The organism is Paenibacillus sp. J31R109 (assembly GCF_059692055.1).
In genome coordinates this window covers 18,846-35,009 of the sequence record NZ_JCAUAR010000001.1, presented here as the reverse complement: position 1 = coordinate 35,009, position 16,164 = coordinate 18,846, and the positions used below count along the sequence as shown (strand labels likewise).

General features: G+C 45.8%; 11 protein-coding genes. 1 reads left to right on the top strand and 10 read right to left on the bottom strand.

What is annotated here, in order from left to right:
* Nucleotides 1–33 precede the first annotated feature (33 nt).
* From AC58QT_RS00125 to AC58QT_RS00085, 9 genes are all read right to left on the bottom strand, one after another.
* Nucleotides 34–1,533: a sulfatase family protein gene (locus AC58QT_RS00125; RefSeq protein WP_497407217.1), complete on the bottom strand. Its 1,500-nt coding sequence runs from the start codon at nt 1,531–1,533 to the stop codon at nt 34–36.
* 42 nt (nt 1,534–1,575) lie between these two features.
* Nucleotides 1,576–2,865 (bottom strand): arylsulfatase, encoded by a 1,290-nt coding sequence (locus AC58QT_RS00120; protein ID WP_497407216.1) that lies wholly within the window; start codon nt 2,863–2,865, stop codon nt 1,576–1,578.
* Nucleotides 2,866–2,924: 59 nt separating this feature from the next.
* The gene (locus AC58QT_RS00115) at nt 2,925–4,643 is read right to left on the bottom strand and encodes a type 2 periplasmic-binding domain-containing protein (protein WP_497407215.1); all 1,719 of its coding nucleotides are present in this window, start codon (nt 4,641–4,643) and stop codon (nt 2,925–2,927) included.
* A gap of 32 nt (nt 4,644–4,675) precedes the next feature.
* Nucleotides 4,676–5,572 (bottom strand): carbohydrate ABC transporter permease, encoded by an 897-nt coding sequence (locus tag AC58QT_RS00110; protein WP_497407214.1) that lies wholly within the window; start codon nt 5,570–5,572, stop codon nt 4,676–4,678.
* 18 nt (nt 5,573–5,590) lie between these two features.
* Nucleotides 5,591–6,559, bottom strand: a complete 969-nt coding sequence (locus AC58QT_RS00105) for an ABC transporter permease (protein ID WP_497407213.1) — start codon at nt 6,557–6,559, stop codon at nt 5,591–5,593.
* A gap of 316 nt (nt 6,560–6,875) precedes the next feature.
* The gene (locus AC58QT_RS00100; protein ID WP_497407212.1) at nt 6,876–9,185 is read right to left on the bottom strand and encodes a helix-turn-helix domain-containing protein; all 2,310 of its coding nucleotides are present in this window, start codon (nt 9,183–9,185) and stop codon (nt 6,876–6,878) included.
* A gap of 131 nt (nt 9,186–9,316) precedes the next feature.
* Complete coding sequence (locus tag AC58QT_RS00095; protein WP_310226487.1) at nt 9,317–10,027, bottom strand: YebC/PmpR family DNA-binding transcriptional regulator; 711 nt, start codon at nt 10,025–10,027, stop codon at nt 9,317–9,319.
* A gap of 155 nt (nt 10,028–10,182) precedes the next feature.
* On the bottom strand, nt 10,183–12,099 hold the full coding sequence (locus AC58QT_RS00090; RefSeq protein WP_497407211.1) for a glucosidase family protein: 1,917 nt from the start codon (nt 12,097–12,099) through the stop codon (nt 10,183–10,185).
* An 89-nt stretch (nt 12,100–12,188) separates the two neighbouring features.
* Nucleotides 12,189–13,043, bottom strand: coding sequence for an AraC family transcriptional regulator (locus AC58QT_RS00085; protein WP_497407210.1), 855 nt, complete (start codon nt 13,041–13,043; stop codon nt 12,189–12,191).
* A gap of 140 nt (nt 13,044–13,183) precedes the next feature.
* On the opposite strand from AC58QT_RS00085, the gene AC58QT_RS00080 reads away from it, so the two are divergent.
* A complete protein-coding gene (locus AC58QT_RS00080; protein ID WP_497407209.1) occupies nt 13,184–14,053 on the top strand; it encodes a phytanoyl-CoA dioxygenase family protein in 870 nt (289 codons plus the stop codon).
* Nucleotides 14,054–14,115: 62 nt separating this feature from the next.
* Here AC58QT_RS00080 and AC58QT_RS00075 read toward each other — a convergent pair whose 3' ends face one another.
* Nucleotides 14,116–16,098 (bottom strand): glycoside hydrolase family 127 protein, encoded by a 1,983-nt coding sequence (locus tag AC58QT_RS00075; RefSeq protein ID WP_497407208.1) that lies wholly within the window; start codon nt 16,096–16,098, stop codon nt 14,116–14,118.
* Nucleotides 16,099–16,164 lie beyond the last annotated feature (66 nt).

Below are 16,164 nucleotides of genomic sequence, written 5' to 3'. Positions count from 1 at the left end.
TCTTCCTCCAATCCGCGTTCATCGTTCCCACCGTCATCGACGATAAAACGGTTCTACATCTGCCCAACTCTTCTGTCCCGTATGAATTAATCGCGTCAGGGTATTCCGAGTGCGATGACTCGTTTCCTTCGAAATCGCAGATGACGATTTCACCCGATAGTTGTTAATATGATCGATTAGCTGCTCCAACAGCAGTAATCTCACGGAAGTATACGCTGGATCCTTCCAGCGATTATGCAACTCGTCGTGATCATTCTCATGATCGTAGAGTTCGCCTTCTCCTTGGCCGAAATAAACAAGCCGATATCGGTCGGTACGGATCGCATTGACCATGGACCGATAGGCCGGGAACGACCATTCACATACCGTGAACGGTTTGCCTGCCATTTTCTCCGTGATGACGGGCAGTAAACTTCTACCTTCCACCCCTTTGGGCAACTCAACCTCACATAGCTCACAAAGTGTTGGGAACATATCCACACTCTCTATGATGCCATCCAGTACGACGCCTGCCTCAACGCCAGGATATTTCATGAGAAATGGAATCCGATGAATGGATTCATAGATGCCAATATTTTTGTTCATCATGCCATGATCACCGGCAAAGTCACCATGGTCCGAGGTGAAAATGACAACGGTATTATCTGCTTGACCTGTTTCTTCCAAATAGTGCAGCACTCTGCCAATTTGCTCATCGATCCGCGTGATCAGACTGTAATAGAAGGCAAGCTGCCGTTGTAAATCAGCCTGATTCTCAGGAATATAGGGCATACCCCCAACCGTATCGACCAATTTGCGCATCTGCTCCGGCTTCCCCGCAAATTGATTCTCAAACAAATCCTTGATCCCCGAGGGAAGAACAATCTCATCAGGTTCATAAAGCAGTCCCGTATCGAACGGTACGGTATAGGGTTCATGAGGTCTTTGGAAGCTCATATGGACCAAAAATGGCCGACGTTCATCCCTATTTTTCAAAAAATGCAGCGTCTCATCACCGGTCCACGTTTCCAAGGAATGGGCCTCCGGAATCAACGAATCGAAGCCCCGAATGGAGCTGCCTGGATGATTCGGTTTCAATTTCCCCAAATCATAAGCATCGGCTAAACCTTGCTCAATCAAATAGTTGTAATAATGATTTTGAAGCGGATCATTCCGATCGCAATCACATAAGTCACAGTATCGAAGATGCTCAAACCCTTCCCGATCCCACTCGCCGATCATATGCGATTTGCCGATTAGTGCCGTTTGATAACCTGTGCGACGAAATACGGCAGATAACGTATCCCCGTTGCGATCATTCATTTCATGAATGTCGTTCCCCACAATGCCATGTGTATGTGGATATTGCCCTGTTATAAACGTAACTCGAGATGGCGCACAAATCGGATTATTGCAGTACGCTTTGTCAAACCTGACGCCTTCTCTAGCAAGTTGATCGAGATTTGGCGTCCTCACCTGTCTCCCCATGATGCCAAGACAATCGGCGTGAAACTGATCCGCCATGATATACAGAACATTCGGTCGTTGAGCCACTCCGATCCTTCCTTTCTTCTGCACAATGCTGCCGAATAAGAGTTATGCTAAAGGCGGTTCACCCATCTCAGGCATGGGCCAGATGTCACTATGCCCGCGCATGTCATTCATTCGTTGCTCGATCCGAGCGGCAATGTCAGGATGCGAATCGGCGATATTATTCGCTTCCGATTCATCTTCATCGATGCGGTACAGTTCCAGCTTTCCAAGGCTGCCATAACGTACACCCTTCAAATTCTCTTTCACATCCAACACCGACTGCCGCCCCTTGCGCTCTGGTCCCATGAAAATAAACTCCCAATACAAGGTATCGTGAGCCAGTTGCCCCGACTTACCCATGAGTGTAGGCACAAGCGTCAATCCATCAATCCCTTCGGGCGCAGTCGTCTCCGCTAGTTCAGCGAACGTCGGCATGAAATCCTGAAAGGCACATACATGGTCGCTCACCCCAGATTGAATGGTTCCAGGCCATCTAACGACCAGCGGTACATGAATGCCGCCATCGTACACATCCCGCTTCATCCCGCGATACGGACCCGCACTTCGAAAGAACCGTACCATATCTAAGATTTCACGTTTATATTCACTGCCAGGGCCGTTGTCACTCGTAAAAATAACCAGTGTCTGTTCGTCAATTCCCATCTCTTGCAGTAAGTGCATAATTCGTCCCACATCGCGATCCATCCGCGTAATCATAGCCGCATAATTGCGATACGATTCTGGCCATTCCTTCTCGCCATAGGGCCCTTGATCCGGAGGGTTGTAGGGTGAATGTGGCAATGTATAGGCTAAATAAAGAAAAAATGGCTGCTCTCGCTTTTGCTGGATCCAGCTCACAGCTTCCTCCGTAAACGCATCATGGCTATACGTGCCAGCTTGCAATGCCTCTTTCTCTTCATTGCGCCACAAATAGTCGGGATAATACTCGTGCGCTGCCCGATGGGAATCGTAGCCATAGAACAGATCGAAGCCTTTCCGGTTCGGGAATCCCGTGCTGCCACTTTTTCCCAATCCCCACTTACCGATACAAGCCGTTTCATAGCCTGCATCCTGCAAGACTTCAGCAATAATTCGATCTTCTGGACGTAAGGCCACATCATTGCCCTGCGGCGGATTCCCTTTGATATACCCATTCCCCTGATGCTGTCCTGTCATCAAACACGCCCGGGAAGGCCCGCATACCGGGCCTCCCGAGTAATGTCTGGTGAATCGCAAACCTTCTTCTGCCATGCGATCCAGATGAGGTGTTTGAATAAGCGTCTGCCCGTAACAGCCTAATTCCCCAAAGCCAAGGTCATCTGCCAAAATAAAAATGATATTCGGTCGCGTCATTTGCGTAGACCTCCTGTTATGGCTCTGAATGATTTGCATGGGTCTCGGTAAAATCAATCTTATTTTTTCTTTTTCGAATCATAAGCAGCTTGATAAATCTCGAGTAACTTCGGCAAATTCATCGATTTCAATTGGCTGATATAGGAATCCCAATCTTTATCGATATTCAGATCTCCCGTGATGAAACGAGCCATCATCTCTTCCACATAGGTGCCAATCGTTTTGGAATAGTCAACGACTTGCTTGCTTTGAGCGACATCGAAGAACAAGGTTGGAATCATGGTGTCTGCTTTTTGTTGGTAAGGCTCATACAGATTCTTAGTTGCTTCAAAGAGTACGATCGCTTGTGCCTTCGGTGCTTTCGGATCTACTGTTTGGGTGTAACGCTGAGCATCCCCTGTTGCAAATAAACCTCTTTGATACCAGTTGTTATTGCTCTTTTCATCCGAGATAGGGCTTAATTGTGCGAACACAGCTTGCTTTCCATTCGCTCCTAATTCCCCTGGCGTTGCTTTACGCCAATTCAGTCCTTCAGTCCCTTTTTGCAGCTTCCACGTGACATCTTCGTTGTACAAATAATCTGCTAATCGCAGCGCAATTTCTGGATGTTTGGCCGCACTTGTAATAATAAACTCACCTGTCATGGTTACATCAGGATTGTAAGGTGCAACTTGTAGGCCTGTCGGCCCTTTTAATGGAGGAACTGCTACATACTCAGCCCATCTGCCGCTAGGTCCGCCGTATTGCGTAAATGTTCCCATCGCCAGTGCAGAGGTTGATCCTAGAATGGCATCTTTGTTCTCGCCGATGGCTTTGAGTTGCTTCTTATTCTGCGTTAGAGCCTGTGGATCCAGCAGTTTCTCCGCATAGAGTTTGTGCAGATATTTCAAACCGTCTTTCCACCCCTGCTGTGTAAAAGCAGCTTCAATCTTGCCTTGATTGAGGTACATATGCCGTCCATCATCAATGGAGAAGCCTGAGCCAGAGGCAATGTTTTTGGCACTATTCAGAACGAAAGCGTTCATCAGGAACTCATCAATTCCCGTGTGATCGCCCTCAATCGAGCCGGACAGTGGTATTTCATCGGCTTTGCCATTGCCATTCGGATCTTTCTCTTTAAAAGCTTTCAGAACTTGATAATACTCCTCAGTCGTCGTCGGAACTTTGAGCTGTAATTTATCTAGCCATGGCTTATAGAGCCATAGTTTTTGCCCTAAAGCACATTGGTAGCACTCCGAAACGACCGGTAAGGAATAAATATTGCCATCGGTTGCAGTAATATCATCTTTGACTGTCGGGAATTGCTGAAATACTCGCTTCGTTTCAACGCCATACTGCTCAATCAATTTGTTCAGTGGGATGAATATCCCCTGTTTCCCATAGTTCAATTGCTGTGTACTCGTTACGTCAAAATTCATGATGACATCCGGATAATCGCCGCTCGCCAGCACAACATTCAGCTTCGTCTGCGCTTCTTTTCCTTCAGGAGCCACTTGCCATTCGATGTGTACATTCGTTTGCTCTTCCAACCATTTGGTCGCGGAGCTCGTTGGAAAATCAATGTTCGGGCGTCCCGCTACAAGGACTTTCAGTGTCGATTTTTCTTTCGTAATGGGCAATGTCCCCGCTGGCGTAACGACGGATGGGACTACCTTGTCTGCTGCTTTCGTCGCCTCTGCCGTCGCTGTTGATGTTGCTGTGTCTGATGTAGAACATGCACTAAGCACCGTCGCTGTCAGCATCGATATCGCCAAGCCGCTATAAATCATTCTTTTCATCTACATAACCTCCCATTTTGTCTCTACCGGAACTACCCTTTTAAAGAACCAATCATCAAACCTTTAACGAAATGCTTTTGAACAAATGGATACAAAATCAACAACGGTAATGAGGAAACAACGATAAGTGCATATTTCAGAACATCGGTCATCCCTTCCAGCCTAGCTGCTTCTGAAACTTGATCTAACATATCGGGTGTGACATGGCTGAGAATTAAAATTTCACGTAAGATCAGCTGTAATGGAAAAAGACTCGGCTTGGATAGGTAAATCAAAGCACTGAAATACGCATTCCAATGATGGATCGCATAGAATAATGCGTTCACAGCAATGATCGGCATCGAGAGCGGTATCACCATCCGCCATAGAAAACGGAAGTCACTACACCCATCCATTTGTGCGGATTCCAGCATTTCTTGTGGAAGTGTAGTCTTAAAGTATGTTCTCGTTATAATCACATTCCACACCGCGAGTGCGCCAGGAATAATCATTGCCCATCGCGTATTGACCATGCCAAGCCCTTTCACAACCATGTAAGTGGGGATTAATCCCCCATGGAAAATCATCGTGAACACGAATAATCCCATAAAGATATGTCTGCCTACAAAATCTGTCCTCGAAAGCGGATAGCCCGCTAAAATCGTAAGTATTATGTTTACGGCCGTCCCAACGATTGTATAGAAGAGAACATTCCCGAAGCCCACCCAAACCTTACTGTAGCTAAAAACCTGTCTGTATCCGGCAAAACTAGGTTCCACCGGCCATAACCATACTTTTCCAGCTCCAACAGCCACGGGAGAGCTAATCGAATTACTCAACACAACGAGAAGCGGGTAGAGTACGGTAAGTGTGAAAAGGGTAAGTATTACATAATTAAAGATCGTAAAGATCCGGTCCGTATCGGTTTCTTTGATCGCTTTCTGCCTCATGCTTCATCTCCTTACCTGCTACCATAAACTCTCCTGTTTTAATTTCTTTGCCAGTTGATTCACCGAAACAAGTAAAATCAATCCGACAACAGACTTGAACAACCCAATTGCCGCTGAATACGAGAAATCTGCCGCTGGCGACGCAAGCCCCACTTTATAAACGAACGTATCAATAACTTCAGAAGAACGAATGTTCAGTGAATTTTGCATCAATAGCACTTTTTCAAATCCCGTATCTAAGATATTTCCTGTGTTCAAAATGAGTAAAATAATCGCAAGCGGCATAATACCAGGTAAATCGATATGCCAAGCTCTACGCAACTTCGATGCACCATCGACAACTGCCGCTTCGTGCAGCATGGGATCAATACTGGCAAGCGCCGCGATATAAATGATGCAAGAGAAACCCAGGTTCTGCCAAAGTCCTGACCAGACAACGATGGATTGAAAGTAATCCGCTTTCCCCATAAAGTTAATTGGATCAAATCCAAGTAATTGCAGGAAGCCATTCACTAGCCCTGTTCGCGGATCCAGCAATTGGGAAATGATACCTACGATAACTACGATCGAAATAAAGTGAGGAGCGTAGGAAACCATTTGTACCCACTTCTTAAACGTTTGATTTCGTACGTAATTCAAACAAATCGCAAGGATGATCGGGAATGGAAACCCTGCAATAAGCTGGTATGCACTAAGACTAAGCGTGTTTTTCAGTACTCGCCAGAATTCATTGGAACGAAAAAAACGTGTAAAATTCTCTAGTCCGACCCAATCACTCCCCCATATTCCTTTCGTAAATACATAATCACGGAAGGCGATCTGCGCTTCAACCATGGGAATGTACTTGAAAATAACAATATACAAGGTAGGCAATAGCATCATCAGAAACAGCTGGCGACCTTTCCAGATCTGCTTCCAAGTTTTCTTCTTTACCACTTTCGTCCTGTGATAAATTCCTGCTTCCACCTTTGTGTTAAGCGCTTTCATGTAAGTACACCTCCTCAATGGCAAGTATAGATTTCACTGTTCATGGGAGCAATATGAAATGCGTGATCACATATGCATCAGACAATAAATCGCTATACACACTTTCAAGCTTCATATACACCACACAAGAATCACGTGTGCAATTGACAATGATGCCAGATATTAGTGGATGGGATGAAAAAAGAGATCCAACGCAAGGAATCCCGTAGGTGTCCCTCCTTGCATTAAATCTCTGGCTGTCCAGTCGATTTCCGTATGCTCTTATGAGCAGATCATATCAATTCCGACTAAAGTTGTCAACATTATTCCGACAACTTTAGTCTGAAATAATATTAACTATTTTCTTGTACTCCGTCGTACTTATGCCATTCATTCGTTTGAATGCGCGGCAAAAGGTATTCGAAGAATTATATCCAACCATTTCAGCAACATCTTTAACCGTAAAATGATCGTCTTGCAGGTAAACTTTGGCCTGCTTCATACGCAGTTCCTCCAAATATTCACTAAACGTAACCCCTGTCTGCTCTTTGATAAAATAAGAAAGATACACTTCCGAAATGTGAAATTGTTCCGCTATCGCGAGCAACGTGAAGCTCGAAGAGCTGAAGTGGGACTGAATCATCGCCAAGATCCCTTCGATTAAGTGATCATTATGGCTTTTCTTACGACTATTCACGATATCGCACAGATGCAAACAGGCAGCCTCAATAGCACGAAAGGTGTCCTGCACATCTTCGGAATGTTCAGCAAGTGTGAACAAAGCCTGGATTGGCTTTGCTTTACGTCCATCCTCATCCATCGGGATCTGCTCGGCCAGTTTAGCCACACTTCCTTTCAAATCAGACATAAGTAGCTTCATCATCGAGGAAGAGAGTTCTCGTTTATCAAAGTTTTCACTGTCTAACTCTTGGAATAATTTCCGTACTTCCGTATGAATGCCTGCTTTGACGAAATTCATCAGCTTCCCTTCCAGATCTGAAGGATAGTAATAACTCCCGCTCATTTGGGGCAGTTCACTGAACCACACCAGACCGTGTAATCTTTTCCACATTTTATAATCTAACGCTTGCTCCGCTTCCTGATAAGAACGTGAAATCTCCTCATAACTCGCATAAATATGTCCTGCTCCAATGGACGGATGAAAAGGAACATCCAGCATTTCATGATTCAGTTGGTGTACAAAATGTTCAAGCATCGTCTTACAATCGTCCGCCTGAGGAGATTCGCAAGAAAAAATAAGTGCCATTTTATTACCATTCAATTCATGCACATAGACGTGCTCATTCATTCGTAAAATCAGTTCCTTCATAAAGAGGCTTTTCCTATCCAAATCCTGAAAAATCTCCTGCTCCAGAATGGGAGCATGGTCATGTAAGGAAAGGATGGCAACGGCGAACGTTTGACCGTTCATGTGAATATGAAGCCGTTCCATCATCATGGGGATGTCTGCAGAAACGGAGAATTCGCCCTTCAGAAGCCGTTCAAAAAAAGCAATACGCAGCATCGGTCGCTGCCGCTCCATTTCTTGCCTTAGATCCGCGTTGTTATTCTTCAATCGAAAAATCCCCGCTTGAATCATCTGAAAGGCATCTCGTGATTTACCATGCTTACTTGAATCCTCCCCGAGTGGATCAATCGCATTCACAAGGAATTGAATCGGCTTAGAACTGCGATAGGCCATGAATAGCGCAACAACAATGCCCACAACTAAAGAAAGTATGAATATAGTGAGCATGATATTTTTGATATAAGTCGCTTTTTCAAGTGCAATATGGGCAGGCTGTGAAACGACATACGTCCAGCCATTGGATTGTGAGGTCGTATAAGTAATCATTTGGTTATGGGAAGCAGCTGAGGGGAAAATCGTTCCGCTAGCAGATTGGAAGGTAATTGGCTCAGGTTGTATGGGCCCAGCGCCACCTGATGCGTAACTAATGATCTGACCGTTTCGATCCAAAATGTACGCAAATCCACCGTCAGACATATCAAGTCCATTCAACAAGTTGACAAACTCTTGGTTATCAATAAGTACGACGATCGTTGCATACGAATTTAAAGCAAAACCCAAGGATTGAATATAGGTCACCATGCGTGAAGGCTTTCCATCTAGGGTATAGATGCTGGCAGACTCGACCTTTTTGGCGTGATAGGTGCCCATAATATGCTTATACCACTGCGTTTCGTTCAAATTTTCACGTTGCAGCACATTTTGATAAAACGTCGGAAAATCATAGACAAAAGTAGGGTTAACAACCAATTTACTGCTATTAAAGAACACATAAAACTGGGAGATGAAGGTGTTCAGCACCTTATAATTAATTAAACTCTTCTTCATTTCTATCGTGCGATAGGTGTTAGCCCCGTCAAACGGATTCTCAATATATTGGAAAGATATGAGATTGGGATCCAGCATAATTTGTTGTGTGATAACATCTACTTCTGCCAACCTGCGATCAATAATCTCTTTACTTTGATTAAGCAGAATCATATTGGAGTTCGCCAATTCATTCTCGATCACACGGATCGTTTTCTGATAAGTCAACAGCCCAATCAGGATAGGAATGAGTAGGATAAACAAATAAGGCACCAGAAATTTCATAATAATTCGGTTCCCTTTTAGCCTCATATGCATCCCCTGTCTCATCTATGAATTCGCTTACATTTTATTATATATCACTTGTGACCAGCTGAAAATGAGAAAAAGACGCAGCTACGATCATCCGATCTTCGCTGCGTCCTCTATTCATTACGTTATACCTATTCCACGTTATGATACACTTGTTGAACATCTTCCAAATCTTCTAAAGCATCAATCATTTTATCGAATTGAGCTTGTGCATCATCGGAAAGCGTGACGTTGTTTTGAGCAATCATCGTCAACTCAGCAACGGCAAACTCCGTGATACCAGCCTTCTTGAGCGCCTCTTGAACCGCGTGGAATTCCTCGGGCTCTGCATACACCATGACCATGTCTTCTTCTTCAAGAAGATCACGCACATTTACGTCTGCTTCCATTAGAATCTCCATAACCTCGTCGATACTCTTATCTTCAATACCGATCGCTGCTGTTGCATCGAACATGTACGCAACAGAACCTGTTACACCCATGTTACCGCCATTTTTACTAAAAGCGGCACGCACGCTTGACGCGGTACGGTTTACATTATTCGTTAGCGTGTCCACAATAACCATGGAACCGTTCGGTCCGAAGCCTTCATAACGAAGCTCTTCATAAATTTCATCGGAGCTGCCTTTGGCTTTATTGATGGCACGATCAATGATCGCTTTCGGTACATTATACGTTTTGGCACGTTCAAGAACGACTTTCAACGCGCGATTCGATTCAGGGTCCGGCTCGCCTTTACGTGCTGCTACATAAATCTCAAGTCCGAATTTCGCATAAACTCGACTCGTACTTGCATCATTAGAAGCTTTCTTCTCTTTTATGTTATTCCACTTACGTCCCACTATGGATCCCACTTTCTATTATGATTTCTTTACCTATCATAACCTATTTTCACACGAAATTAAAATGTTTCCACAGGTCTTGTAGATTTCATCATAATAGATAATATCAAACTTCTAGCGACGTGGGGAGTATTTTTTAAGGATATTTTGAGGATTTATTGGCATACACCAAGATGAATGGCCAGCGAGCCTTCTAAATTCCAGAGATAGGTTTCATGCGTATCTTCCGTTAAACAAGCCACAAACACCCCTTCGTCACAACGAGTAACGACAAGATCGAAACAAATGTCGAACGCGCGAATCGAACGAAGCGCCATGGAGTTCCAGGCTTCAGGCAGCCGAGGAGCACAAGTAAATGAGCGAAGTCCCGTGGGTACGATGCCAAATAATCCTTCTATAATGACTCGCGCGTAAAGAGCACTCTCCGCAGATAGATGGCGTTGATTCCCCTCTGGATAAGCTTCAACCGCATATGGAACGTGTTCACCAAGCAGTCTGTTACGAGAATATTCGAGTAATCGCGTGATGCCTAGCTCGGTTTCACCGGAGTAGAGAATGCCTCGCAGCGCATACAAGGTTGAACGATCCCAATACGTCATTTCGCCTGCCTGGGTGACCAGTCCGCCATTTACCCACAACCGAGATGACAATAATGCCGCGATGGTTTGCTCCTTGCGTTCCAAGATATTCATTGTCAGCGGCACGCAGATCCAAGATCGCAGAACGTCGTTCCCTTCATAGTACCGATATGTCTCATACCCCTCAATGGTCGCACCAAAATGGGATTCAATTGCTTGCCGAAGTGCAGCCGCTTCCTCCTCATATCGAGAAGCAGTATCCTCTTTGGCTAATTCCCGAGCAAGCTGTGCCGAGGAAATCAAGGCGCCATAAGCGAGAGATGAGGTGAATAGATTGGCATCACCGCTTGGAAACCGATTCTCGAGTTCATCCGAATCCGATGCAATTACACCATTCTTGGTGAGCTTTTGCCTGCAAAAAGCCAAACACCATTCGATCGCCGGCCACAGCTCCTCGGCTATTCCTAGTACGCCGCTCGCCAGCGCGAATCGTGCTGCACCATAGGCATACATAGCCGCGTCGCCACGATCACCCGCTCCTTCCCAGATGTCGATGCCTTCCGCAATGATCGAAGAAGGAATCGGTTGGAACCCAGGACCCATGAACGGCCTATATAATCGATAGGCGTTCAACGAAGCTTCCATCGCGTCTGCCTCTCCGAGGAAAGGGAAAAAGGGCCCAGCATATTCCGCCTGATCGTTGGTCCATACCGCCGCGTAGTAAGAGCCGCCACCTGGACAGTGCATTAAACCGCCATTGGTGCGAAAAACACTTTCCGCAGCGCGAATTTTGGCCAAATCAAACATACGATTGAGGTGCGGCTCAGGTGTTTCAAGCCTCAGAGATGCATCGAGTTCCTCCAAGAAGTGCCGCCGTTCGCCTTCTTCACCTGCAATGTCCACGATTTGCTTTGGGTTATGTAACGTAGCCGCACAAATCCAACCCTTGTAAACCAACGATTCTCCTGCTTCCAGAACCACATCTTCTGGCGCATCATGACCCGCTTCCACAGCATAAATCCCCTTGGTCCCTCTACGATACGTTGTCGATGCGACCCCTGCAATCTCAAGCCGCAACGCGCTTTCGGTCATATTCTGAACTTCTACACGTTCTAACGCATGAGGTAAATTTAGCGCAGGAAATAGGGTTCTGCGTACGAGTACGCCTTGATCCGAGACCGATGCTAACTGCAGCATGCCATCGAAAGTAACTCGGTATAGTTTCTCTTGGACGAGCTGCCCTTCTACGCGCATAGCAGGTAATTGCTCCTGGCCGAACTCCTCCATTAAGCTGGCATGCGTATCATTTGGAATTGTTCGCAGACCAGGCCATACCACTTTGCGAGTGAGTATTACACCGCCACTAGTATCTACACCGTACGTCACAATGAGAGAAACCGCTTTACCACTCATTTCTACATGATCTTGGTGAGCAAGGTCACTGAGTTGAATATCCCAAACGATGCCGGCTTTTTCACCTAAATGCCAACGCATCTTTCCACCACCTTCCGTTCTATATAAATTTACTTCTCTAAAATAATTTCTATGACAACTTGACCCTGCAGGCAAGAGTCTGCTTTCAATCAACTTTTTCTTCTGCGAAACTCAGTTGGCGATACGCCATGAAATTGCGTGAATTGTTTGGTAAAATGGTGCACTGACGAATACCCAAAATCCTCGGCTATGGCCGTAATTGAACGGTTGCTCTCCCACAGAGCGGCTTCCACTTGCCTCATAATGGCTTTGGTCCAATATGCTTTTGGCGAAAAGCCAGTAGCTTGCTTGAATAACGCATGAAATTGGGTTTTGCGAAGCCCACATTGCTTCATCCATACGTCATATCCTCGGCTCGCCGTCGCCTCCCGATCCATTCGTTCGATAATAGTCACGATGCGGTAATCGATAAATGAGGTTGTAGACGCAATTTGAACGAGCTCAAGCAGTAAGGCTTTAACTAGATTGCTTACAATGAATTCCGAGTAGCGGTCATTTTTCCGAACTTGAGTAACAGCATGCATAAAAAGTTGCCCGAGTGAGGCCTCATGCTGGATTGGCGTAACGATCGGCAGCAAATCCAGCTCTGAACAAGGAACTATCTTTGTAAGGAAGTCGCGATTGAAGTCATTCTCGAGCCATACGAGATGCTGACTGCTTGCCATTTTATAATCCCAAAGATCACAATAGAGGTTGTACGTAGTTAACGGTTGCTCTGGATTCGCATAAAAAGAGTGCTTCACCTCCGGCGGAAAATAAATGAGGTCGCCTTTCTTCACAGGATACGTTTTCCCATCTACGGAAACCGTTCCTTTCCCTCCGATAACATAATGAAAGGCATAGCAGTATCCAATCCTGCCGACCTCAGCCTGATTACGTTCAACTGGAAATTTGTAATAGTGGCCCACTCTTACATTTGGATTAATGGCAGATAAGGTTGACATAATTAAACCTCACTATCCTATTGAATTTAGAAAATAATGATCGGAAGAATTGATCAATAGATGAACATACGAGCAAATACAACAGCCGCAGCCAATGTTATTATTTTCTATATTACAACACTTGTTGGAGGGTGAGTAGCGTGATCAAATCACATTCAAGCGGAAGTTTAACTACCGAACAAACACAATTTTACGAGGAACAAGGATATCTTATCATCCCCCATTTATTGTCAGAAGTAGATTTAGCCTCTGCTCGAGAAGCGATGACACAGAAGGTTTCGATGATTGCTGATGAGCTGTTCGCAGATGGTCTTATACCCGATAAACTTGAGCACCGCCCCTTTCAATATCGCTTAGCTGAGTTATTTCAAAATCTATCCGCTGAAAATTTCCTGAAATACGGTCGCAGCTGGCGAGATCGCATCCCAGGTTATTTCACGCTGATGAGCAATCCCAAAATTTTGGACGCTGTCGAATCGTTAATCGGTGGAGAGCTTTTCGCGAATCCCGTGTACAATGTGCGTCCAAAGGTCCCCAAAGTTGCTGCTGGCGCCGTCCCTTGGCATCAAGATAAATCATACTGGCCCGATGCGAATGCCAATCCCGTCATAACCGTATGGATCCCTTTGGTCGATGCCAATGAGGTGAATGGGTGCCTCCACATTAAACCACAGACCCATCGGAAACGTGTGCTCAAGTGGCATCGGGAAACCCACACAGGAACAGGTTACACCGCGTTGAAGGATAGTCAGCTCGGCAAAACAGAAACCGTCGCCCTCCCGGTACCTGCTGGAAGTGCCATTCTTTTCAATGATCGCTGCCTCCATATGTCCACTCCGAACATGTCCAATGAAGTTCGCTGGAGCGTGGACCTGCGTTATCAGCCGACAGATCAAGATCCCATGTTGAAACACGGTATAGGATTTCTAGCTAGGAGTCATCAATTCCCCGCGCGTGTTGCTACACTAGAAGATTGGCTTGCAGATAGGCCTGAGCACACAGAATTGTGATAAATGGACGTACAAAAAACAAGCTAAAGCGCTCGCTTTAGCTTGTTTTTGTATGCCAGCATTTACACGCTTCCCTTGCGAATCCAAACGGTCATCTCGCCTACGCCTCGATTGCCCCAAAGATAATACGGCACCGCCTTGAGTTTCACTCGCTCGGCAGCTTTTTGCAATCCCATCGGACGATACGGGGTGTCATCCGACCAAGATGCCGCCTCATCGACGAGGCCTTCTGCCTCAACACTGACGGCTCCACCTAATAATCCACCCTCGTAAGCAGCTTTCAGCTTCTCTGCTGTTACTAGCGAAACCGAGGCTAATTGTGCCTTGTTATCTACTTCTTCCAAGCAATACACGAGGGGGCCACGTTCGATGGCAACCTTGCCCGCGTTCGCCCGAATCTGTGGGTGCGCGGAGGTCAACTGCGCTTCCAGCGCAGGCTCCCACTCCACAATGTCTCCAACTGCCCATTGCCGCTCAATCGAAGCATAACCATTTATCGTGTCATACGTTGTCAGCGTGCCGTTAATCTTCAACACCGCTCGCCCTTGACTCCACGCCGGGATACGCAGCGCAAGTGTCCACTTATCCTGTGGAGCTTCTATCAGCTCTATATGCACATAACCTTCCCAAGGAAGTTTCGATTGTTGAATAAATTCAACTTCCCCAACAGCGAGTTCAAAGCGCGCCTTGCTGCCGATGAATAGATGCGTGTAGACCGTATTTTTCTCAGAAGAAGATGTATAAATGTATCTATTTAAAGAACTAAGCAGTCGTGCCACATTCGGTGGGCAGCAAGAGCAGCCAAACCATTTCTGCCGTTCTGCTTTGACATGATAGCGACCTGGATTCAATTCAGAGGCTTTCGGCCAAACTTCTAGCGGATTCACATAGAAATAATGCTTGCCATCCTGTGACATGCTGCCAATGACATTGTTATACAACGCCCGCTCCATGGCGTCCGCATAGTCACTCTTTGCTTCTAGCTGAAGCATGCGCTGCGCAAAGAAGATGAGGCCAATTGACGCACAAGTTTCTGCATAAACCGTATCGTTGGGCAACTCATAATCGAATGTGAATGCTTCGCCATGATGCGTTGAACCGATACCACCCGTGATGTACATTTGTTTCTTGGTCGTGTTGTCCCACAAACGGCGGCAAGCAGCGAGCAGTTCTTGATCTCCCGTCAATCTGGCAAGATCGGCCATAGCCGTATACATGTAAACAGCACGCACTGAATGCCCGATGGCCACTTCCTGCTCGCGAACCGGCTTATGTGCCTGATTGTATGCCACTTGTGCTGTTGTCGGTATCGGTTGCTTCTTTTTCGTCCAATGGCTAATCCCATCTCTTTGTTTACACTCTTCCACGAAAAAGTTCGGCTCTGCGCCCCGCTCATCAATAAAATACTGAGCTAACTTCACATAGCGTTCTTCCCCTGTTGCCATGGAAAGCTTAACGAGTGCCAGCTCGATTTCTTGATGTCCATCATAACCGCGTAATTGACCTGGCTCACGGCCAAACACCGTTTCGATATAGTCCGCAAATTTGCACATGATATCTAACAGTTTTCGTTTACCCGTCGCTTCATAATAAGCAACAGCCGCTTCCATCATATGACCAGCACAGTACAATTCATGCGCTTCATACAAATTCGTCCAAGCTTGACCAGGCTCTTTGATCGTAAAGTAGGTATTTATGTACCCATTCTCTTGCTGTGCTTTGCCAATTACATCAATGAGATCATCTGCAAGTTGTTCTAAATGAGGATCCGCCGTAATCGCGAGCGAATAACCGACCGCTTCGAGCCACTTGGCAAGGTCACTATCTTGAAACACGAAACCGCCAAACTCGCCTTCTTCCAGCCCTGCTGCGATACGGAAATTTCGAATCGCATAACTAGGCTCCGCATCAGCAATCGCATCATTTAAAGCATCCCATTGATAGGGAATAACTGTCCCTCTTACAAGTTCCATAAACGGATCCCAAAAAGAATCTTGGATGCGTACCCTATTACTAACAGCCTGTGTTCTTGTCGAATTCACCATATGTCGATTCTCCTCTTGTCAGTTACTTTTATATAACATTTGATTATCAACTACTTACAGTTTATC